Genomic DNA, 20,062 nt, shown 5'->3' with positions numbered 1-20,062 from the left:
GTCATCAGTGCTTGAACGCCGATTGTACGAATGGGAGATTCTCTCCAGAAAAAATCCGGGAAATTCCAACAAATTTTGCCGCAGCGTCAAGGGATATGAACGGGTCCGGACCTAGTATCTGATATGGACTGCTTCAACAACAACTCACATCATACTAAAAAACGCTCTGCCCGGTGGACCAGGTTTGAGATCGGATCCGTGATCCTCTATGGGGTCGCGATCGGTGTGAGCATCATCGTCGCACTGATGGATATGCAGATCGAATTCTGAACAGCCCCGAACTGATATGACATCATTGGTTATCTTCCGCCGGGACCGACCCTGCTGATGTCGACGATGCCGGGCTGCACCCCGGTTATTCCTACTCCACCGTACTCGTTCCGATTCATGTCCTCTTGAATGCGCATCCTGCACAGGAAATATCACATCGCCGGTTTAATTTTTCGATATTTCGGCATCGATCCTTGTTTCAATCTTCTTTTGATAGGCATTCAGGTCATCGAAGGGGTCACTTCCCTGGCAGGCCGGACAGGGAGACCTGGTCTCCCGCATCACCTGCATCTGCTCTTCAATCACATCCTCGTGAAGGGGAACTCCATCTTTAGGTTCAGATCTTATCTTTGTCGTAGTGCATCCTTCCTGTTATCTCCGGTCAAGGATCACGTCCAGCGGATGGCTGTCCATCACGGGATCCCAGCAAGGGCATATTCAAGATCCGCACAGAGATCCGAGGGGTCCTCAAGACCGACCGAGAGCCGGAAGATCCCATTACCTGCAAATGCCCGGTATGACTGTTCCTGCGCCGGCGTCATCCGGAAGGAGGTCCGGAGCATATCTTCGGTGGAGAGATAGAAGACGAGGCTCCTCACATGACCGAGCGAGACCGCGTAATGGATGATCGAAAGTCGGTCCGCGATAATCTTTGCAGCTCTTGCACCGTCTGCGACCTGGAATGTCAGCATGCCTGAGAAATTTTTGAGCTGCCGGCAGGCCAGTGCATGCTGGGGATGCGATGCAAGGCCGGGATAGATGACCCGGGTCACCTTCGGGTGATCTTCAAGGAACCGTGCGACGGCCAGGGCTCCCTCCTCATGGGCCTTCATTCGGAGGGGGAGGGTTGCCGCTCCCCGCTGGATCAACCAGGCATTGAACGGGCTTAAGATTCCGCCGGTCCGGATCGCGATCCCTTTCCTGATGCCGGCCATATCCTCTTTTTTTCCAAGGACCGCACCGCCGATGGCGTCGCCATGGCCGCAGATATACTTGGTCAGGGAATGGACCACATAGTCCGCGCCGAGGTCAAGCGGGTGGACACCCAGGGGTGAGGCGAAGGTGGCATCCACGGCGAATTTTGATCCGGTCTCCCGGGCAATACCTGCAATGGCTTCAATATCGGTGAGACGCAGGATCGAGTTCGCCGGGGTCTCTGCATAGATGAGTCGGGTATTCGGGCGGATCGCATTGCGGACATTTTCTGGCTTCGACATGTCGACCTTGGTGACCGATATACCCAGACGGGGGATCAGTTCGTCTGTCATCTCGGTGGTTGCGGCATAGGATACGTCACTGATGATGAGATGATCGCCTGCAGAGAGGTTGTACAGGAGCAGTGCGGTGATGGCGGCCATGCCGCTTCCGAACGCCACCGCTGCCTCCGCCCCCTCAAGGACGGCAAGTTTCTGTTCAAGCTGGTCTACGGTCGGGTTCTTCCAGCGGGAGTACAGGTAGGGGGTTCCATCCCCGAAGTCTTCAGCTGAGAACGAAGTGCCGGCATCAGCAATAAATGCGGTCGACATCACAATGCCCGGAGCCGATGCCCCGGTCACGGGATCGGGGCTTTCCCCGGCATGGATCGCATCGGTCATCAGTCCCCGATGAATAGTGGTTTTTTCTGTCATGGTGTCATTTTCCTGGGTAGATTATTGGATACACCGGCCACGGGAGTACCTGTGCAGGTATGTGCGGGGCTGGCGGAATGAGACTGACGGGGTAACCCGAAAGGCGGTTCTGATCGTTATTATCCTGTTGGACGCGAGAGGGAATAGTTCCGTATTTCCGGGCAATTTTTGCCGCGTCCTCTCCTGGGTTTCAGGTGCAGGGGTCTGATCGACACCTGCCTGTCAGGGAGAACCAGTCGGGCGCTCTCCCCTCGGGTTTTGTATACGTTCAAAAAAGATTGGGTGCCAGAGATGGTTTACTGCCCGCATCCACCGGATGGTCGGGACGTGCACTGATCAGCACAGCTTTCATTCTTCCCGGTCGGGATGCTGCAGGTTCCATCGTTCAGGATATGCTCGCGTACGACCTGCTCTGCCACTTTGTACGCATACACCGAGAACATCTCATCCGGCACTTCATCGACACCAAAGGGGAGCGGCTCGTCATACAGCGTGTCGGCCTGCACGACCACGGGCCTGAACTCCGAGAGTACGCCGGCCATCATCCGTGATGAACACGCGATAAAGCAGCCCTCGACTGCGATCACCTTTTCCGCCCGCCGGATCAGATTCCGCTGGCCGGTATCCTTCGTGAACGCACCGCCGAGGCATATGCGGACGGTCTCATCGCGGGCAAAGCGGTGGGCGACCATGTTTGCCGCACGACGGGCCACTTCACCTTTTGCACACGCCCCTTCACACGCCATCACGGCAATCTTTGGAGGAGTTGTCGCATTTTTTTCTGCGTACTCTTCACATGCCGGACATTTTCCAGTTACTTTTGCAATCTTTGCGATCTCGTATTCCATACATCTCACCTTTTGACAGATTGTTGATGTGTGGGGTGCCGGACCATATATATCCTGAAATTGGATATCAAAAAAATTCGAAATCCGGCGAATCCCGGATCGTTCGGGGCCGTGCTGATGCCGGCAGGTCTGAGTCAGGATGTTTCTGTATGTTATTGTTTCATGGATGGGAGCGCAAAACCTGATTTCAAAACGTTTTTTCTTTTGTATGGGAACGTGTATTCACGTATCAGGAGTCCGGGGTTTCCGCATATCTTATCATTTTTGCCAGAGAAGATCTTCCTGATCACATGGAAAAACGCGTGCGATGTTGCCCTTCGGACTGTGCAGTCAGAAGCGACTGGGAGCAGGAGCTCGGGTGCGAAAAAGAATTCTTCGAGGGCGAGAACTTCAAAAATGCAAGTGCAGTACTCAAACTTCTCAGCCATCCGATCCGTCTTAAAATTGTCATGATGCTTCTCAATCGGGATCACTGCGTCTGCGAGTTCTGGTATGTGTTTGCTGAACCGCAGAATCTCATCTCATATAATCTGGGAGTACTGAAGAAGGGCGGGCTTGTCGAGTCCTATTACCGCTCGAAACATAAGGTCTACAAATTAACTGAATCAGCAGCGCCGTTCCTTCGACAGATCGGAACTGTGGTGAATTCCTGAAAAAACCGACAACCAGCAACCGCCAGAAACACGACTCTGTCCTCTGTTTGTCATGTGATTTTCAGGGGGTGCCTTTCCTGACAGATGTATCTCCATCAGACCAGTATTTTCTGCTGGATCATCAAAAGCGCGATACCGATCAGGAGGATTCCAAACACTTTCTTGATATGATCTGCATGGATTCTGGGGGAAAGGAATGCCCCTGCATAAGCACCGACTACTGCGCCGGCTCCGTATAGCATCACATAGGTGGGTGAGATATTTCCGAGCGCAGCCTGGGTTGAAGCGCCGGCTATCGATGTGGGGATGATTGCAAGAAGAGATGTTGCAACTGCAAAATGGACTGGAACACCGATGACAATAAGCGCTGGGACGAAGAAAATCCCGCCGCTGGTTCCGGTTATCCCGCTCACCAACCCGCCCATCGCCCCCCATACCACCAGGTGAATATAGGGGATCCTGATAGGTTTGCCATATTCACCTGGTCCCGAAGGGTTGACTTCAAAGGATGGCCCGCATGTGATCGCCGGAACCAGGCACAGGGAAGGAACAATCATCTGCAGGGACGTGAGGATGAGGACGAGGATAAAAAGAATGACAAGGATCCTCGCGTCGAAGTACTGGATAATGAGTGACCCGAGCGTAGAGAAGATCATTGCGGGTACGATCAGATATGCGGCAAGGGTGATCAGGATCTTTTTCTGTCGCCAGTACCCGAGCGTTGCTGTACCTGACGAAAAAATCATCACCATGAGGCTTGTTCCAACAGCCATACTCTGATCGAGACCAAATAGCAGCGTGAGCGTCGGAACATAGAGAAACCCTCCTCCCATTCCGATTATGGAAGCGATCAGGCTGATCCCCACGGCAATAAAAAACGCGATGCTGTCGTCGAATACCATGGTCACCTCCTCTGGCTCTCGATGGTCCTGCGACGTCTGGTCATGATCCGAAAGACCGGGAGCGGTATGCCGGCATCCTCATATCGTGGATTTCTGTTACGCCGATTCTTGTGAATACTGTGCAGAAATCGTGAGGTGAATATCCAGAGAGATGGGTTGGCTGATGGTGGTGTCTGCATTTTTACCCGGGCATGTATCTGGTTGTGAGTATAGAGTGGTGTTTCACAATTGTGAATATTGTTGGAGTGGGCACGATAAAAAATACTCGTGTTCCGGGAAAACTGACAAAAAGATCTGGGGAGGTTGACAACTTCCCCTGAGTATCACCGTGGGTGCGTGCTGTGGTGGGACGTGAGATCAGGATCCATTTTCACGAACAGATAGCATGGGCAGCAGACCGTCCACAGGTCATGTGGCGTGCAATCAACGGCTGGCCAGTCCATGTCAGTTCCGCCGGGCGACAACAGTATTGTCCGGATTTCCGGATACCGCTGAACCGTTCCACAGGCCTTTCCAGCAGGCATGGTATCATCGAGAACTCAGGATCAGAGGCCGGGGGTTTGCGGGAACCATGCATCGCTGCAGGTCATTCCATAAGATATATAAAGTTCTGGACCCAGTCCCACATCAGTATACTGGATTCACGAGTTCGCTTGGGTTTCTGGTGGTACTAAGAGATGCAGTAATGTCAACAGTTGAGGAAAATATGCGTCTCATGCAGACGCTGGATGATGCCTGGAACTCGCAGGACTGGGAAACATTTGAGAAACGCCATGCAGCGCATGTCGATGTCTTCTGGCCGGGACAGGTAGAACCAACGCATGGCCGCCCATCTCACAGGGACGAATCAATCGCGTTTTTCAAGATCTTTCCGGATAACAAAGTCGGGAACCGGCCCTACAAGGTGCTGTTCGGTCAGGGCGACTGGACCTGCTCTGTCGCCGATTTCACGGGCACGTTCAAAGGCCCGATGACCACCCCTGATGGGAAAGTGATCGAGCCGAACGGGAAGCAGTTCAGGGTGGAGTTCTGTACGGTCGCCCATTGGAAGGATGGAGAGATCATTGAGGAGAAACTCTTCTATGATAAGATACTCCTGATGCAGCAGATCGGCCTGATGTGAGACAGCCGGGATAGCCCCCTTTTTTTATGAGAGATAATGAAAGATCGGGAGTACGGGACTTCATACGTCCCCCCTGAAGTACAACAAACCTGCATCACGCAGGTATCAACTCAAAAGAAGGACAGAATCAGACTATGACAGAAAAAAACCGGAAATCTTCTGAATCCGACGATGATTCCATGAAGATCACCGTGAGCAGGAACGGTCCCTATATCGTAACCGGGGGGATACCTCTCACGAGCGAAGAGATCTGCAATGATGATGAAGGCTATTGCCGGACCTGGCGACTGGCGAAGAAGTACCCCCTGCAGGAGGAGTATGCCCTCTGTCGGTGCGGCCACTCGAAGAACAAACCCTTCTGCGACGGGACGCACGCAAAGATTCACTTTGACGGGACCGAAGCGGAGGATCGTGAGCCCTACCGCGATGGGGCACATGTGATCCAGGGCCCTGTCCTCTCCCTGACTGATAATGAGCACCTCTGTGTCCACGCCCGGTTCTGTATGCGGGCGGGGGGGATCTGGAACCTTGTCAGGCAGTCCGAAGACCCGACAGCCCGGGATATTGCCATCGAGGAGGCCGGCAACTGCCCATCAGGCCGGCTCGTCGTCTATGACACTACGACCGGCGAGGCGATCGAGCCAGAACTTGAGAGATCCATTGTTGTTGTCGAGTACCCGCCCCGGGGGGAGCACGGGCCGCTCTGGGTACGCGGCGGCATCCCTATCCTATCTGCTGATGGCGAACCGTACGAGGTACGGAATCGGGTCACCCTTTGTCGATGTGGAAGGTCGGAGAACAAGCCGTTCTGTGATGGCAGCCATGTGGCGAGATGACGCACGTATCAACCTGAAAGAGCGGAAGGGTAAGAAAATGAGGGTACTGTACATCACTTCAGCTGATGAAGTTCGGAAAATTCAGGAAACACTTATGGAGGGGTTTAAAAAATGGTACATCCACCAGACAGAACATTGACTCTGCTCACTGACAAGAATAGCACGCTCGTCCTCGTGGACTACCAGCGGGCGATGTTTGCCAGTATTGCGTCAGGTGACAAGACGATCATACGGAACGCCGCATATTGCGCTGCAAAAGCGGCAAGCATCCTGAACGTTCCGGTCGTTCTGTCGTCAATCAATCCGCAGCATAATGGGGAGTTCATGGCGGAGATCACAGGGTTGTTTCCTGGGCAGGAAGTGTTCGCCCGGACGATACTCAGTTTCGACGCGTTCGAAGATGAAAAGACCTGGAATGCATTCCAAAAAACCGGCCGGAGGAAGATGATCGTTTCAGGTCTGTGGACCAGTATGTGCTTTGCGTATACCGCTCTCCACGGTTTGAGCGAAGGTTACGAAGTCTATGGACTGGTGGACGCAGCCGGCGATTCCACCCCCGACGCCCACAGGTACGGTGTAGAAAGGATGATCCAGGCTGGGGTGATCCCCATCACGATGGAGTCACTGGTTTCAGAATGGATGCATGACTGGGGCAACCCGAAGGCAGGCGAGCTCGTAAAGGAGGTATACTCCCGGTACGGCGCCATGATCGGGCTTCAATAATGAAGCCTGATGTCGATTAATTTTTTTGATCCGACTGAATGAGAATCGAACCGTCCCTCTCTGATGAGAAATTGACTGAGTGGGGCTTGCAGCACTGAGAGAGGAGGTTAATACCATGAGCAGATACCAGATTGCCGTTATCGTCGGGAGTCTTCGCAGAGATTCGTTCAACCGGAAACTGGCAAATGCCATTGTAAAACTGGCACCGTCGGAGTTTTCATTCAGTCCGGTGCAGATCGGTGACCTGCCGCTTTACAACCAGGACGACGACACAAACCCGGCGGATTCGGTCAAACGGCTGAAGGACGAGATCCTGGCAGCCCAGGGCCTTCTGTTCGTTACCCCAGAATACAATCGTTCTATCCCAGGTGTTCTCAAGAATGCAATCGATCACGCTTCGCGTCCTCATGCCCAGAATGCCTGGGCTGGGAAGCCGGCTGGTGTTCTGGGGGTTTCTACCGGTGTCATCGGTACTGCCCTGGCACAACAGCATTTACGCAACGTACTCGCACATCTTGACGTTCCGACGCTTTGTCAACCCGAAGCATTTATTCAGGTACGGGACGGGCTGTTTGATGAGGCCGGCAACATCGGTGAAGGTAGCAGACATTTCCTGCAGAACTGGATGGACCACTATGTCGCCTGGGTGAAAAAGCATGCAGTCTGACCTCTTTATTTCTGAGGCATTACCATGGTGGAGAGGGGTTATCTCTCTCCTACGCCGTTCGTCAGATACTGCATTACCTTATCAATCACGATTGGATTTCTGGGTTGGTTGATATGGCTGTATTGATCGGGTGCCGGCTGCTGACCCTCCGGTTCGGCGGGTGGTGACAGGATCTCGAGGGGTATGTCTGGGAGAGTGGACTCCTGATGGGCTACAACCCCATCGCCTTCCAGAGTCGCCCGATATTTTCCATTTTCGCCAATCTCCCAGGTCTTTCCTTCAAACCATGGGAAAAAGTCGGGATTGTCAGCGGGATTTGCGGTCACTATTATTCGATACGTGATATCCGACCGTAAGCCGGCTGTACGGAGGTTGTGCATGAATGGACTTCCGGGTCGTACGTTCTGTACGATCTTGTCTGCGGCAGGATCAAATCCCTGTGGGACGAAAATACCGGTCAGCCTGTCGATTATCTCCTCCCCGTGTTCGGGATCGTTAAAGAGTTCTGCGAGCGCCGAGCCGTTATTGGTTGGGCCAAGGCTTATCAGTTGTCGGATCGTTTGCGTTCGTTCTGTACCATCGATCACTTCGAGGAGGTGGCGGACGATGCAGGCCCCGAGTGAATGGCAAACAATATCGACAGGTCCTGACCAGCCGTTCTCACTCCGCACTTTCTGGAGGTAATCATGGAGTGATTCGGCGATCTCTGGCATTGTCGACCCTTTCATTCCTGTATGATCAAATCTTCTGTAGGGCACGTCTTCTGACTCAAGACGACGCGCCAATCTCTTCCAGGTGCCGGGATGGCTGTTCCATCCGTGTACAAGAATCACTGGATATTGATCACTGCACATTGCTAGAATATTCAGTGGCGTGAAAGAAAATGGTATGCAATCTGGTTGATCTTCCGGTTTAAAATCAATCGTACCTGAGGTGTTCCTATTCTGATTCCCCCTTCTTCATGCTGGGGGAATGATCATCTCTCAACAATCTGGTTAAGGGACACGAATTCCTGGATGGGTTTGCGCGTTTCATATATTGTGCGACGAGCAATGCCGGCAATTTTCCGGAATGCGGGTTGGGATCATCCGATTCTTGAATAATGTATATATGCAACTACACACAACAGTAGTATCTCGCGTTGTATCATCAACCCGAGTGATTGTGGTGGATTTTCTCCAATTCCGATTCGCAGAATCGGGGCGGGAAGGAAAGTATATATGCACCTGCGTTCAACATAAGTATCTCGCGTTGCGAAGTCGACACGAGTGGTTGTGGGGGACGAATGCTCTCGTCCGATTCGATGAATCGGGCCTGTAGCAAGGTATATATGTGCCGGCGTCCAACATAAGTATCTCGCGTTGTAACAAACAACGACAGCGAGCAAACGTCTGTGCAAGTGTGCAGATAGTTTACGGTAATACAATAGGATATTACCCTCTGTGATGGAGAATCGATTCGACCGACGAGATCGGTTTCGGTTCTGACATTGATACTGGCAATGTGGAATTTTGTTTAGTAACTGCCAATTCCATTAAAATTTCAGATAGTATTGTGTGTATTTCAAATTAATTCTGGTTGATCCTGCCAGAGGCCACTGCTATCGGAGTTCGATTAAGCCATGCGAGTCGAGAGGGTTCGGCCCTCGGCGTACTGCTCAGTAACACGTGGATAACCTACCCTAAGGTGGGAGATAACCCCGGGAAACTGGGGATAATACCCCATAGTCTATGGAAGCTGGAATGCTCTATAGTTGAAAGATTTATCGCCTTAGGATGGGTCTGCGGCCGATTAGGTAGTTGTTGGGGTAACGGCCCAACAAGCCTTTGATCGGTACGGGTTGTGGGAGCAAGAGCCCGGAGATGGATTCTGAGACACGAATCCAGGCCCTACGGGGCGCAGCAGGCGCGAAAACTTTACAATGCGGGAAACCGTGATAAGGGAACTCCGAGTGCCCGTAAACGCGGGCTGTCCATCTGCTTAAAAAACAGGTGAAGAAAGGGCCGGGCAAGACCGGTGCCAGCCGCCGCGGTAATACCGGCGGCTCGAGTGGTGGCCACTATTACTGGGCTTAAAGCGTCCGTAGCTTGGTTGTTAAGTCTCTTGGGAAATCTGTCGGCTTAACCGACAGGCGTTTAAGGGATACTGGCAATCTAGGGACCGGGAGAGGTGAGAGGTACTCCAGGGGTAGGAGTGAAATCCTGTAATCCTTGGGGGACCACCTGTGGCGTAGGCGTCTCACCAGAACGGCTCCGACAGTGAGGGACGAAAGCTGGGGGAGCAAACCGGATTAGATACCCGGGTAGTCCCAGCCGTAAACGATGCGCGTTAGGTGTATCGGTGACCACGAGTCACCGAGGTGCCGAAGGGAAACCGTGAAACGTGCCGCCTGGGAAGTACGGTCGCAAGGCTGAAACTTAAAGGAATTGGCGGGGGAGCACCACAACAGGTGGAGCCTGCGGTTTAATCGGACTCAACGCCGGAAACCTCACCGGATAAGACAGCGGGATGATAGCCAGGCTGAAGACTTTGCTTGACTAGCTGAGAGGAGGTGCATGGCCGTCGTCAGTTCGTACTGTGAAGCATCCTGTTAAGTCAGGCAACGAGCGAGACCCACGCCAACAGTTGCTAGCATGTCCTTCGGGATGATGAGGACACTGTTGGGACCGCCTCTGCTAAAGAGGAGGAAGGAATGGGCAACGGTAGGTCAGCATGCCCCGAATTATCCGGGCTACACGCGGGCTACAATGGGCAGGACAATGGGTATCGACACCGAAAGGTGAAGGCAATCTCTTAAACCTGTCCGTAGTTCGGATTGCGGGTTGCAACTCGCCCGCATGAAGCTGGAATCTGTAGTAATCGCGTCTCAAAATGGCGCGGTGAATATGTCCCTGCTCCTTGCACACACCGCCCGTCAAACCACTCGAGTGGGGTCTTGATGAGGCTGCGGTTTTCGCCGTAGTCGAATCTAGGTTCCGCAAGAGGGGTTAAGTCGTAACAAGGTAGCCGTAGGGGAATCTGCGGCTGGATCACCTCCTAATGAATTGGAGTTGGCAGTTGCTGAACAGAACACAAAATAGCCAGTGTCAATAAAGCAGAGGGCTCATAGCTCAGTTGGAAGAGCGCCACCCTTGTGGGGTGGAGGCCATAGGTTCAAATCCTATTGAGTCCACTTTCGATGCACCTGGAGATGTGAATCTCCCGGGAAGGGCTGAAGGTTAATGACCTGACGATGCCGTGTAATGGTTTAGCACTCTGGACGTTAAATGGGTTCAACATCAAAGAGTACTAGAATTTAAGCCTATCAGTGGATGGCTCGGTTCGAGAGCCGATTAAGGGCGTGCCAAGCTGCGATAAGCTTCGGGGAGGCGCACGGAGCCTACGATCCGAAGATACCCTAATGGGACATCCTGGCACTTTTGTGTCGATCCGTAAGGATTGGGAACGCCCCGAATTGAAACATCTTAGTAGGGGCAGGAGAAGAAATCAATCGAGATGTCGTTAGTAGAGGCGATCGAACACGACGGAGTTCAAACTGAATCCCGCAAGGGAGATGTGGTGTTGTAAGCTCACTGTTATGATCTTCAATGTTAAGTGAAAGTCGTCTGGAACGTCGTACCATAGAGGGTGATAGTCCCGTACACGTACACAGCGAAGATCTAAGTGAAGTCTTGAGTACCGTGGGTCGGAATTCTCGCGGGAATCTGGGAGTCACTAACTTCCAAAACTAAATACTCCTCGAAACCGATAGCGTATTAGTAGCGTGAGCGAAGGCTGAAAAGTAACCCCAGAAAGGTGGTTAAAAGTGCCTGAAATTGATAGGTGATAGCGGGTTATAGCGTTAAAGGATCTTCCATACGAAGAAACCCGTCGCGAGGCGGTAGTACGGGTATGGTTGCCAATGTTATAACGTACGTTTTGAAGAACGGGCCAGAGAGTTTATTCTGTTGGCGAAGGTTAACCCGAAAGGGGAGCCGAAGGGAAACCAACAAGTCTGTAGCCTTCGGGTGTGAGACGGCGTATTAAAAGTGCGCGGAGTCAGCAGGATAAGACCCGAAGCCTAGTGATCTATGCGTGGGCAGGTTGAAGCGTGACGAAAGTTGCGTGGAGGACCGAATGGGGTTTTGATATGCAAATCATTCCCGTGACCTGTGTATAGGAGTGAAAGATTAATCGAACTAGGCATCCGCTGGTTCCTCTCGAAACATGTCGCAGCATGACCTGGCTGGAGATCGATAGTGAGGTAGAGCACTGATTGGGGGAGCTGGGGAAGAAATTCCTCACCCCCCTGTCAAACTCCAAACTCCCTATCATCGTAGAAGGCTGGAAGTCCGGGCTACGGGGTAAGCTTGTAGTCCGTAAGGGAGACAACCCAGACCGAGGTTAATGTCCCTCAATGTAGGTTAAGTGTCAACACTGAAAGCGGTCCTAGGCCAAAGACAACTGGGAGGTGAGCTCAGAAGCAGCTATCCTTCAAAAAGTGCGTAACAGCTTACCAGTCAAGGTTTAGGGCACTGAAAATGGACGGGGCTAAAACCTACTACAGAGACCTCGGGGCACCGCAAGGTGATCCAGTAGAGAGGCGTTCTGCATGGGTGGAAGCTGGGGCGTAAGTTCCAGTGGACCGTGTAGAAATGAGAATTCTGGCAATAGTAGAAGCAAAGTTGGGTGAGAATCCCAACCGCCGCAGGGGCTAGGTTTCCTTGGCAATGTTCGTCAGCCAAGGGTTAGTCGGTCCTAAGACGTACCGTAACTCGAGTACGCCAACAGGGAAACAGGTTAATATTCCTGTACCATCTAGTTTTAAGCGCAAGCCCTGACGCTTTGGGATATGCTGGGCAGAGTTGTCGCTCTGTCTAAGCGTCGAATTCTGTGGAGTACCGTAATGGTGAGAAGCAGAGGAATACGTGATGGGGAAACCCAGCAAATTCCTGGAGCCCGTGAAAAGGGAATTAGATGTCCGTACCGAGAACCGACACAGGTGCCCCTCGCTGAAGAGGCGAAGGCGTGTCGGATTTAATTGTGTTAAGGGAACTCGGCAAATTGGCCCCGTAACTTCGGAATAAGGGGTGCCTGCCTGGAGATCAGGCAGGTCGCAGTGACCAGGGAGCTCTAACTGTCTAATAACAACATAGCAGACTGCAACTCGGAAACGACTAGTATAGTCTGTGATTCCTGCCCAGTGCAAGTATCTGAACACCCGGTTCAACGGGACGAAGGACTTGTAAACGGCGGGGGTAACTATGACCCTCTTAAGGTAGCGTAGTACCTTGTCGCTTAATTGGCGACTTGCATGAATGGATTAATGAGAGCTCTACTGTCCCTAACACAAATCCGTTGAACTTTTTGTCCTAGTGCAGAGACTAGGGACTCCTAATGGGAAGTGAAGACCCCGTGGAGCTTTACTGCAGCCTGTCGTTGAGTTACGGTGTTACTTGCGCAGTGTAGATGGGAGGCGTTATATCCGTTTCTTTCGGGAAACGGGGAGCCAACAATGAGACACCATCCTTGTTACACTGTAACTCTCACTCCTTTGTGAGGACATCGATAGGTAGGCAGTTTGGGTGGGGCGCCACACCCTCGAAAAAATATCAAGGGTGCCCTAAGGTCAACTCATGTGAGTCAGAAACTCACAGGAGAGTGTCAAGAGCATAAGTTGGCCTGACGCGATCATGAAAAGCAAATGATCGCGAGAGGAAACTCGGGTCTAACGAACCAATATGTCCTTTTGGTGAGGGCTATTGACTACAGAAAAGCTACCCCGGGGATAACAGAGTCGTCGCCGGCAAGAGCACATATCGACCCGGCGGCTTGCTACCTCGATGTCGGTTCTTTCCATCCTGGCCGTGCAGCAGCGGCCAAGGGTGAGGTTGTTCGCCTATTAAAGGGGATCGTGAGCTGGGTTTAGACCGTCGTGAGACAGGTCGGTTACTATCTATTAGGAGTGTCAGGAGTCTGAAGGCAAGAATGAAATAGTACGAGAGGAACTTTCACTCGTCGCCACTGGTTGATCGGTTGTCTGACAAGGCAATGCCGAGCAGCTACGCGATAAGGGATAAAAGCTGAAAGCATCTAAGCTTGAAACCCAGCCTAAAAAGAGACTCCGTTGAGGACATGGATAAAAGATCCGTTTGATAGACTTGGGATGTAAGCACGAAGGTTACGACGTGTTCAGTCCGCAAGCACTAACGTCCAAACTCTAGTACTTGCAACTTGAGTTGAACCCAGACGAAATCTGGAGTGCTAAACCATTATTTTTATTACTAATCTGAGTAATAAAAATATACACACGGCTGCCAAGGTGGCGGAGCGGCCACGCGGCTGATTGCAGATCAGCTACACTCCGGTTCAAATCCGGACCTTGGCTTTGGGTAATAGCGGCCATAGCAGCTGGGAAACACCTGGACCCATTCCGAACCCAGAAGTTAAGCCAGTTCACGTACTATATTGTACTGAGGTACGCGAGTCCTCGGGAACTATAATACGCTGCTATTACCCTTCTTATGCATCGAAAAGCATGCTGTTTTCATGAATTTTGTATTGTTCTCTCTTGAGAGTGACAACGCTTCGTATCCGTTCATTCGTACAGTCGACAGGTTTTTTCGAAGGGATATTTTTTCGTAATTGTTATTAATCATCATCCATCATCGGTACTGGCGGCCATAGCAATCGGGACACACCTGGACCCATGCCGAACCCAGAAGTTAAGCCGGTTTACGTCGTATGCTGTACTGAGGTACGCGAGTCCTCGGGAACCATACAGCGTTGCCAGTATCGTTCTTATTCATAGCTGTTTTCACTGTGTTTTTTTGGTACCGGTTGGACGTGTTCCAGCCCGGGCCATCGTGATATCCACTCATTCGTCGAATAGATTCTTTTCCGAGTGGATGTTTTTGCATAATCTCATGGGTGAACTATAAAAAAAAGTGATCGGATCGGTGAATGGTCTCTCATTCAGCCGTGGAGATGATATTATTTTTTTACCACAAGCACCATGCTGGTCGCCGACCGTATCACGGTTTCAGCAACACTACCCAGAAGGAGTCGTTTGATACCGGTTTTACCCTGCGTCCCTATTACGATAAGATCGATTCCGTTATTCTCAGCGAAATCCACGATCTCAGTGGCAGGTCTTCCTTCAAGGATCTTTGTTTCCATCTTCAGGTCTCCACCCAGTGTTCTGACTCGATCGAGAACCTGATTGGCTTCATTCTGAAGCAGCAGGTACGTATCTCTCATTCCCACATCCGCTGGTACCGACTCGAATGCCCGCATGTCGATCACGTACGTATACCACGTAAACGCTTGAACCGCAGGTGTGGGCAATCTTAATCCCCTCTTCTACGGCTGTCTGGTTGTTCTCGGATCCGTCGGTTGCTATCAGTATCTTTTCGAATAGTGTCATGATCTCATCGCTGCCGATCTCGTCATCATTGTTGACGTGATCTGTTCGATCAGTTCTTGTAGTCTCTTCAGTCTTGAGGTTTTCTATCGTTCATTCCTGGTTGATCGATTCCATCAGAATAGTGAAGATGTTGAGGAGAGCCCCCAACCTTTATGCGGGCTCTTTCATCGCTGGCATTCAAATATCTCTGGATCCCCGATAAAAATGAGAAGGTACTGGTATCACTCGTTTAGAGAAACACCCTTGACCGGGATCTGGATCTCAGTCAACAGTTCCTCTTCAGGGACTGTTGCCGGATCGTTCAGATAGATCTCACGCCCCGGCCCGATGATGACGAACTTTCTTTCATCTGCATAAGTATAGACCCGTGTCCAGGCGTCATGGATCGCAGGATAAGATCCCTTGTAGATCAGGGAGAGGAATGTTCCGCCAGGAAGGTTCTTCACCTCTGTTGAGGGGTCATTCACAACGACCCGCCCGGCAACCGGGACCACACATTCAATATCAGCATCCTTCTCTTTGTACTCGCAGTCATGGTACATTGCAAACACCGGCCCAGTGATCTTAACCCCTGCATTCTGGTTCTCCGGGGAGGCTAACTGGGCACAGAGTTCAGTGATCAGTTTTGAGATCGTTTCAGCATAGCCTCCTTTCTCGCGTTTACTCATGACACGAAGCTGTGCAACTTCCTTTACAACCGGTTCAGACATTGACATATACATCATCTCCAGCGAAGCGTCTGTCTCTTTCAGGATCGCTTCGATCTGCTGCAACCTCTGGACTTCAGACCTGATCTCCCGCCGGCGCTTTTCAAAGAGGGTTCTGATCAGAGCGATGTCATTCAGGTCTTTCGCTGAAAGAATCATTCCGATCTCATTGAGCGGGAAACCAATCCCGCACAGGGTCTTGATAGAAACCCCCCGGGGGATCTGGGCATTGGTGTAATACCGGTACCCAGTGCAGAGATCCTTCTCCTCCGGAACGAGCAGCCCCCGTTCGTCATAGAGCCGGAGCGCTTTCTGTGAGAGTCTGGTGATCAGTGAGAACTTTCCGATGGGGATCTGGTCGAGTGCCATTGTTACATTATACTATGATGCAGGAAGCGATATAGGATATCGGAGTCTGCCGTGGGGTAAGGTTTAGAGATCGCCTGCGACCAGGTCCCTCTATCAGGAGAAACCATTTTTTATAGGTGTGTTACCTACAGGAGCGGTAGATCACCCCCGTCAATCCGGAGGTGAGCCCGGGAGATAGGGTCTATGAAGATACTTGGAATCAACGGAAGCCCCAGGAAAGAAGCCAGCAACACCAGAAAACTGGTCAGATCAGTCCTTGATGGAGCAGCAGAACAGGGAGCTGAGACCGAGCTGATCGATATCGCCGAGCAGACGATTACGTTCTGTTCCGGATGCCTGACCTGCTACACAACCGGCTCGTGCATCTTTGACGACGATGCCCAGGAGATCTTTGCTCTGATGCAGGAGGCCGACGGGATCGTGCTCGGCTCGCCGGTGTACATCCTTTCGATCACCGGCCAGTTGAAGCAGTTGCTCGACCGGCTCACGGATGCGATCCACTGTCAGATGCTCAGCGGGAAGTATGGGTGCTCGGTGGTGACGACCGGGGGCAGTTCTGATCAGGAGGTGCTTGCATATCTGAACCGTACGCTGAACCTGTTCGGGGTTACCGTGGTCGGTGGCGAGCGGGTGGCGATGGCTTCAGGGCCTGAAGCCTTTCAGGAGGCTCTCGCCGACTCCCGGGTTCTCGGCAGAAACCTGGCCGAAGCGATCGCAACGAAGCGGCGCTACCCTGAGCAGGAGGCGGTCCTGACTTCGCTGCAGAAACTCTTCAGCCACTATGCTGAAGTGGCAAAGGAGACATATCCCCATCAGTACGACTTCTGGTTGACGAAGAGTGAGACCAACAGGTGAAAGAGCGCGATCCTTTGTTGCTCTCTCCGGGTGTTCTGATTGGATCCTCTACAAAAGCAGGATCCCCTGAACCTTCTGTTCAGGTGTGAAAGCCGGCAGCAGTTCACTCCAGGCCTTCTCAAGGAGGCCGAGATAGTAGGAATGATCTGCCTCTCTGGCATCCCAGACCGGATCTGCCAGCCCTTTTTTTGCATCGCTGACCACGTACTGAAGCTTCATCCCTGGTGCGACCTGAACGCCGGCCTGGCGATACCTGGCGACGGCCCCCGCCTCCGGGCACCGGCGAGAATAGGTGACGGTGCTGATCCGCCGGGAGATGATGAGGTCAGGAATCTGTGCATGGGCCAGCCCTGAACGGTACTGCTCGTACACCTCTCTTGCCTCCCCTGCGAGGGCCTGCAGATCCCGGACAGACCTGGCCTTCTTCATCACCTCAAGTATAGTCTGCTGCATCTGTGCAACATACCGTGGACAATCACCGCGTCGCATCATAATGCCCCTGACCTTCACCGACCCGTCATCAAGTCTCCCATAATACCGGTTGTAGGCCCCGGAACCATCTTTTTGTCGGAGGAAGACCAGCCAGTCGTACGTCTCCACCTCGGTCAGGTACCCGGTCTCTTCCTCGACAGCCTGCTTCAGGACCATGATCGGTTCGCCCTGCACCCAGAGGCAGTCGACGATCCCGTGCAGCACAGTGAACCCAAACCGCTCGGCGATTGCCTTGGTCTCGATCAGCACCTCCCTGGATATCCCGGTGATCCGTTCATGGACATCGACCCTCCCGAACTTTGCATTCCTGTATCCGGTATAGCCAAAGCAGGTGACCAGCATCCACTTCAGCATTGCGTCGACCCCGGCAACAGAGGGATCGAACTTTTTCTGTGCCTTGGTTGCAATGCGCATCGAAAGAAGGGGATCCAGCACCGTGGCGAGAAAACCCTGCAATTCCGGATGTTCGACCGTCTCCGGGGAGAGGTTATGTTTGACGATGATCGAGGGGTACAGCGAGGTGAAGTCGATCTGATAGGTCCGTCCATAGACTCCCGGTTCAGGCTGGAAGATCATCCCGCCCCGATCAACGGTTCGAAGCGACCCGATGGTCTTCACCCGGTCGGCATCGGTCTTCTGCCAGGGGACTGCAGTCCCGTGCTTGAGAGCTTCGTAGACCTCAAAGGTGGAGACCAGCGTGCCTGGTGTACATCGGGCTGTTCTGTTCGGAGGGAGGCCGGTGAGCCGGGCTGCGATCAGCACCCCCCCAAGCCCCGCCTCTTTATAGACGAACGACTGGGCAGTATCGATCAGCACCCGCCCTTCAGGGAGCATCGCTTTTGGCCTGTGGTACATCTTCCCATACGACCAGTACGAGCGAGAGTCGAGGATCGAAAATCGTTCAGTTCGGGAGATCGTCTGTCTGATCCCATGCCTTCTGGCAGCGGCGATCACCCGCTCCATCCAGATGTCAGCATTTGGAAAGAGGAGCAGGTCCGGGTCGACAGCCTCGATCAGTCCGAAGAGATCGGTGAGCACCGTATGCTCGTCCCCGCTGAACCGGGATCTCCGGTCTTCACAGGTGACGGTGCAGTCGGTGACCGCTTTATTGTGCAGGGGGTCGCCCCTGACTGCGATCTCCATCGCCACCAGGTCCTGGTCGACGGTGGCTGAGAATCGGTCGGTCTCTCTTGCTCTGCAGGGTGAGTGGCAGTGCTCGGCGAGGTACCGGAGGTCCCGCCGGAGATCGACATTGAAGAGACGGGCCGAGTACTGTGTCTGCGCTGCAATCATCTCTGCCACAGATGCGCCGGCATTGACCTGGAAACCATCGAGCGGGCCGTAGATGGTCCGGAACGTCACCTCGCTGACGGAAAAGGTTTCGGCCAGCCCTTCGATCATCTCCCAGTACGACGGCAGATCTGGCAGGTGAAAGAGGAACGAGGAGGGTGCCCTGACCCGTTCGACGGCCCCGCCAGGTCCCCAGAGGATCACCTCGTCCTTTCGGAGACTGCTGTCGAGGATCCACATCACCGACCCCGTGCTGCGTGGAGCAGTCCGATCAGAGAGGAGACCACCGCCGCTTCGAGCGGATCGTCGAATGCATAGAACCCTTCGCTGGCGTACCGCTTTGCCATCGTTCCCAGGCGATCTGCCGCAACCCGATCCTGTTCCCGCATCAGTAACCCGCTCCGCTGCCAGTTTCTCGCGATCCGCTGCACCTCCCTTCTCGGACTCAGAAAGACCCGGCCCATTACCAGCCTCCTGCCAGCGTCCGCTGGGCCTGCACCCGCTGAGGGCCAGTCTGTGCCTTAACCGGGCCGGGTTCTGCCTCGTCGGGCAGACCTGCGTAGACCACCACGCAGTCCGCATAGCGTGAGATCGTGGTCACGCTCATGTCGAAACGGCGGGCAGTGAGGACCACCAGTGCGGACGAGCGTTCAGCCAGGTCGTGGAGTGCCTGGCCGATCTGCTCGATCAACAGCCGCTGATCGCTGTCGAGCGCGGAGAACATCTCCTCATCATACTCGACCAGTACGACGGTGGCCGTGACCTCACGGATCACCTGCAGTAACTGATGGGCGGTACAGCTGCTCTGCACTTCAACACCACACATCCCTCGCGGAAGCCTGTACAGAACCCTGGAGGTTGTCCCGTACAGGTACAGCGTGAGGAATCTGGTGGATGCGGCCCTGGTCAATAACTGCAACTGGATCTGCGGTGGCCCTGCGATGACCGTGAACCGCCCAGATGACAGTTCGATCCCAGGTGGGATGTCAAGCCGCATTCTTCTCCTCTCGTCTGATCAGGCCGATCAGGATGGCAACGAACGCTGCCTCAAGGGGATCGTCGAACACCTGGAACGTGACCGGTGCATGTGTTTCGAGCATCCGAATCAACATGTCCATCGCCGGTTGATCTTCTGCCTTCAGCGCCCGCTGCATTCGTCTCCATCGCTGCAGAAGGGCGGGGTACTCGGCACGAGCACTCACTGTTCCGTCCCCCTGCCTGCTGGCAAACCATTATCCTCCTCAAAGGATGAACTGTGTATGGATCCCTTCCGTATTCCGTTTCGAACCCGTGA

At 53.2% G+C, this 20,062-nt stretch carries 18 protein-coding genes, 2 tRNA genes and 4 rRNA genes; 13 read left to right on the top strand and 11 right to left on the bottom strand.

Annotated features, from left to right (window positions below; all coding sequences use genetic code 11):
• Positions 1 to 123 precede the first annotated feature (123 nt).
• Positions 124 to 270 carry a hypothetical protein gene (locus ACFKSJ_RS03935; RefSeq protein ID WP_440950959.1) on the top strand — a complete coding sequence of 49 codons (147 nt, stop codon included), beginning with the start codon at positions 124 to 126 and terminating at the stop codon, positions 268 to 270.
• A 413-nt stretch (positions 271 to 683) separates the two neighbouring features.
• Here the strand turns inward: ACFKSJ_RS03935 and ACFKSJ_RS03930 are convergent, their stop codons facing one another.
• Both ACFKSJ_RS03930 and ACFKSJ_RS03925 read right to left on the bottom strand, forming a co-directional pair.
• On the bottom strand, positions 684 to 1,898 hold the full coding sequence (locus ACFKSJ_RS03930; protein ID WP_440950958.1) for a trans-sulfuration enzyme family protein: 1,215 nt from the start codon (positions 1,896 to 1,898) through the stop codon (positions 684 to 686).
• A gap of 296 nt (positions 1,899 to 2,194) precedes the next feature.
• A complete protein-coding gene (locus ACFKSJ_RS03925; RefSeq protein WP_440950957.1) occupies positions 2,195 to 2,746 on the bottom strand; it encodes a putative zinc-binding protein in 552 nt (183 codons plus the stop codon).
• Between the two features lie 290 nt (positions 2,747 to 3,036).
• Here ACFKSJ_RS03925 and ACFKSJ_RS03920 point away from each other — a divergent pair, with 290 nt between their 5' ends.
• Positions 3,037 to 3,399: an ArsR/SmtB family transcription factor gene (locus tag ACFKSJ_RS03920; RefSeq protein WP_440950956.1), complete on the top strand. Its 363-nt coding sequence runs from the start codon at positions 3,037 to 3,039 to the stop codon at positions 3,397 to 3,399.
• A 95-nt stretch (positions 3,400 to 3,494) separates the two neighbouring features.
• On the opposite strand, the gene ACFKSJ_RS03915 is transcribed toward ACFKSJ_RS03920, so the two are convergent.
• Positions 3,495 to 4,301, bottom strand: a complete 807-nt coding sequence (locus ACFKSJ_RS03915) for a sulfite exporter TauE/SafE family protein (RefSeq protein WP_440950955.1) — start codon at positions 4,299 to 4,301, stop codon at positions 3,495 to 3,497.
• A gap of 571 nt (positions 4,302 to 4,872) precedes the next feature.
• Here ACFKSJ_RS03915 and ACFKSJ_RS03910 point away from each other — a divergent pair.
• From ACFKSJ_RS03910 to ACFKSJ_RS03895, 4 genes are all read left to right on the top strand, one after another.
• Positions 4,873 to 5,424, top strand: coding sequence for an ester cyclase (locus ACFKSJ_RS03910; RefSeq protein WP_440950954.1), 552 nt, complete (start codon positions 4,873 to 4,875; stop codon positions 5,422 to 5,424).
• Between the two features lie 179 nt (positions 5,425 to 5,603).
• Entirely contained in the window at positions 5,604 to 6,260 is a 657-nt protein-coding gene (locus tag ACFKSJ_RS03905) for a CDGSH iron-sulfur domain-containing protein (RefSeq protein ID WP_440950953.1), read from the top strand.
• Positions 6,261 to 6,371: 111 nt separating this feature from the next.
• The gene (locus tag ACFKSJ_RS03900; protein ID WP_440950952.1) at positions 6,372 to 6,983 is read left to right on the top strand and encodes an isochorismatase family protein; all 612 of its coding nucleotides are present in this window, start codon (positions 6,372 to 6,374) and stop codon (positions 6,981 to 6,983) included.
• A 115-nt stretch (positions 6,984 to 7,098) separates the two neighbouring features.
• The gene (locus tag ACFKSJ_RS03895; RefSeq protein ID WP_440950951.1) at positions 7,099 to 7,650 is read left to right on the top strand and encodes an NADPH-dependent FMN reductase; all 552 of its coding nucleotides are present in this window, start codon (positions 7,099 to 7,101) and stop codon (positions 7,648 to 7,650) included.
• A 38-nt stretch (positions 7,651 to 7,688) separates the two neighbouring features.
• On the opposite strand, the gene ACFKSJ_RS03890 is transcribed toward ACFKSJ_RS03895, so the two are convergent.
• The gene (locus ACFKSJ_RS03890; RefSeq protein ID WP_440950950.1) at positions 7,689 to 8,504 is read right to left on the bottom strand and encodes an esterase/lipase family protein; all 816 of its coding nucleotides are present in this window, start codon (positions 8,502 to 8,504) and stop codon (positions 7,689 to 7,691) included.
• Between the two features lie 717 nt (positions 8,505 to 9,221).
• Here ACFKSJ_RS03890 and ACFKSJ_RS03885 point away from each other — a divergent pair.
• From ACFKSJ_RS03885 to rrf (ACFKSJ_RS03860), 6 genes are all read left to right on the top strand, one after another.
• A 16S ribosomal RNA gene (locus ACFKSJ_RS03885) occupies positions 9,222 to 10,688 on the top strand.
• A gap of 61 nt (positions 10,689 to 10,749) precedes the next feature.
• Positions 10,750 to 10,822: transfer RNA gene (locus tag ACFKSJ_RS03880), tRNA-Thr, on the top strand.
• A gap of 111 nt (positions 10,823 to 10,933) precedes the next feature.
• A 23S ribosomal RNA gene (locus tag ACFKSJ_RS03875) occupies positions 10,934 to 13,858 on the top strand.
• Positions 13,859 to 13,945: 87 nt separating this feature from the next.
• Positions 13,946 to 14,017: transfer RNA gene (locus tag ACFKSJ_RS03870), tRNA-Cys, on the top strand.
• Positions 14,018 to 14,023: 6 nt separating this feature from the next.
• Positions 14,024 to 14,145 (top strand): 5S ribosomal RNA (gene rrf, locus ACFKSJ_RS03865).
• 157 nt (positions 14,146 to 14,302) lie between these two features.
• A 5S ribosomal RNA gene (gene rrf / locus ACFKSJ_RS03860) occupies positions 14,303 to 14,424 on the top strand.
• The 16S, 23S and 5S rRNA genes sit together here with 2 tRNA genes alongside, the layout of an rRNA operon.
• A 198-nt stretch (positions 14,425 to 14,622) precedes the next feature.
• Here rrf (ACFKSJ_RS03860) and ACFKSJ_RS03855 read toward each other — a convergent pair.
• The 3 genes from ACFKSJ_RS03855 to ACFKSJ_RS03845 all read right to left on the bottom strand — a co-directional run bounded on the left by ACFKSJ_RS03855 (position 14,623) and on the right by ACFKSJ_RS03845 (position 16,131).
• A complete protein-coding gene (locus ACFKSJ_RS03855; RefSeq protein WP_440950949.1) occupies positions 14,623 to 14,889 on the bottom strand; it encodes a universal stress protein in 267 nt (88 codons plus the stop codon).
• On the bottom strand, positions 14,858 to 15,055 hold the full coding sequence (locus ACFKSJ_RS03850) for a universal stress protein (protein ID WP_440950948.1): 198 nt from the start codon (positions 15,053 to 15,055) through the stop codon (positions 14,858 to 14,860). Before ACFKSJ_RS03850 ends, ACFKSJ_RS03855 begins: the two co-directional genes overlap by 32 nt.
• Before the next feature lie 221 nt (positions 15,056 to 15,276).
• Entirely contained in the window at positions 15,277 to 16,131 is an 855-nt protein-coding gene (locus tag ACFKSJ_RS03845) for a MerR family transcriptional regulator (protein WP_440950947.1), read from the bottom strand.
• Between the two features lie 183 nt (positions 16,132 to 16,314).
• On the opposite strand from ACFKSJ_RS03845, the gene ACFKSJ_RS03840 reads away from it, so the two are divergent.
• Positions 16,315 to 16,986, top strand: a complete 672-nt coding sequence (locus ACFKSJ_RS03840; RefSeq protein WP_440950946.1) for a flavodoxin family protein — start codon at positions 16,315 to 16,317, stop codon at positions 16,984 to 16,986.
• Between the two features lie 48 nt (positions 16,987 to 17,034).
• Here ACFKSJ_RS03840 and ACFKSJ_RS03835 read toward each other — a convergent pair whose 3' ends face one another.
• The 4 genes from ACFKSJ_RS03835 to ACFKSJ_RS03820 are packed head-to-tail and all read right to left on the bottom strand — an operon-like array spanning position 17,035 to position 19,970.
• Positions 17,035 to 19,008 (bottom strand): type B DNA-directed DNA polymerase, encoded by a 1,974-nt coding sequence (locus ACFKSJ_RS03835; protein WP_440950945.1) that lies wholly within the window; start codon positions 19,006 to 19,008, stop codon positions 17,035 to 17,037.
• Positions 19,008 to 19,232 (bottom strand): hypothetical protein, encoded by a 225-nt coding sequence (locus ACFKSJ_RS03830; protein WP_440950944.1) that lies wholly within the window; start codon positions 19,230 to 19,232, stop codon positions 19,008 to 19,010. Before ACFKSJ_RS03830 ends, ACFKSJ_RS03835 begins: the two co-directional genes overlap by 1 nt.
• Entirely contained in the window at positions 19,232 to 19,765 is a 534-nt protein-coding gene (locus tag ACFKSJ_RS03825; RefSeq protein WP_440950943.1) for a hypothetical protein, read from the bottom strand. Before ACFKSJ_RS03825 ends, ACFKSJ_RS03830 begins: the two co-directional genes overlap by 1 nt.
• Entirely contained in the window at positions 19,755 to 19,970 is a 216-nt protein-coding gene (locus ACFKSJ_RS03820; protein WP_440950942.1) for a hypothetical protein, read from the bottom strand. The genes ACFKSJ_RS03825 and ACFKSJ_RS03820 overlap by 11 nt, the downstream gene beginning before the upstream one ends.
• Positions 19,971 to 20,062: the final 92 nt, after the last annotated feature.

It is taken from the genome of Methanosphaerula subterraneus, from assembly GCF_052055875.1.
GTDB lineage: Archaea > Halobacteriota > Methanomicrobia > Methanomicrobiales > Methanospirillaceae > Methanosphaerula > Methanosphaerula subterraneus.
The sequence above is the reverse complement of the archived record's forward strand: the minus strand, read 5'-3'. Positions and strand labels throughout refer to the sequence as shown.

Excerpts from the sequence above, each read along its gene's own strand:
- ACFKSJ_RS03900 (WP_440950952.1), top strand. The coding sequence starts at position 6,372 with ATGGTACATCCACCAGACAGAACATTGACTCTGCTCACTGACAAGAAT.
- ACFKSJ_RS03840 (WP_440950946.1), top strand. The coding sequence starts at position 16,315 with ATGAAGATACTTGGAATCAACGGAAGCCCCAGGAAAGAAGCCAGCAAC.
- ACFKSJ_RS03910 (WP_440950954.1), top strand. The coding sequence starts at position 4,873 with ATGCATCGCTGCAGGTCATTCCATAAGATATATAAAGTTCTGGACCCA.
- ACFKSJ_RS03925 (WP_440950957.1), bottom strand. The coding sequence starts at position 2,746 with ATGGAATACGAGATCGCAAAGATTGCAAAAGTAACTGGAAAATGTCCG.
- ACFKSJ_RS03855 (WP_440950949.1), bottom strand. The coding sequence starts at position 14,889 with ATGAGAGATACGTACCTGCTGCTTCAGAATGAAGCCAATCAGGTTCTC.
- ACFKSJ_RS03895 (WP_440950951.1), top strand. The coding sequence starts at position 7,099 with ATGAGCAGATACCAGATTGCCGTTATCGTCGGGAGTCTTCGCAGAGAT.
- ACFKSJ_RS03890 (WP_440950950.1), bottom strand. The coding sequence starts at position 8,504 with ATGTGCAGTGATCAATATCCAGTGATTCTTGTACACGGATGGAACAGC.
- ACFKSJ_RS03835 (WP_440950945.1), bottom strand. The coding sequence starts at position 19,008 with ATGTGGATCCTCGACAGCAGTCTCCGAAAGGACGAGGTGATCCTCTGG.
- ACFKSJ_RS03830 (WP_440950944.1), bottom strand. The coding sequence starts at position 19,232 with ATGGGCCGGGTCTTTCTGAGTCCGAGAAGGGAGGTGCAGCGGATCGCG.
- ACFKSJ_RS03930 (WP_440950958.1), bottom strand. The coding sequence starts at position 1,898 with ATGACAGAAAAAACCACTATTCATCGGGGACTGATGACCGATGCGATC.
- ACFKSJ_RS03935 (WP_440950959.1), top strand. The coding sequence starts at position 124 with ATGGACTGCTTCAACAACAACTCACATCATACTAAAAAACGCTCTGCC.
- ACFKSJ_RS03825 (WP_440950943.1), bottom strand. The coding sequence starts at position 19,765 with ATGCGGCTTGACATCCCACCTGGGATCGAACTGTCATCTGGGCGGTTC.
- ACFKSJ_RS03850 (WP_440950948.1), bottom strand. The coding sequence starts at position 15,055 with ATGACACTATTCGAAAAGATACTGATAGCAACCGACGGATCCGAGAAC.
- ACFKSJ_RS03915 (WP_440950955.1), bottom strand. The coding sequence starts at position 4,301 with ATGGTATTCGACGACAGCATCGCGTTTTTTATTGCCGTGGGGATCAGC.
- ACFKSJ_RS03905 (WP_440950953.1), top strand. The coding sequence starts at position 5,604 with ATGAAGATCACCGTGAGCAGGAACGGTCCCTATATCGTAACCGGGGGG.
- ACFKSJ_RS03845 (WP_440950947.1), bottom strand. The coding sequence starts at position 16,131 with ATGGCACTCGACCAGATCCCCATCGGAAAGTTCTCACTGATCACCAGA.
- ACFKSJ_RS03920 (WP_440950956.1), top strand. The coding sequence starts at position 3,037 with ATGGAAAAACGCGTGCGATGTTGCCCTTCGGACTGTGCAGTCAGAAGC.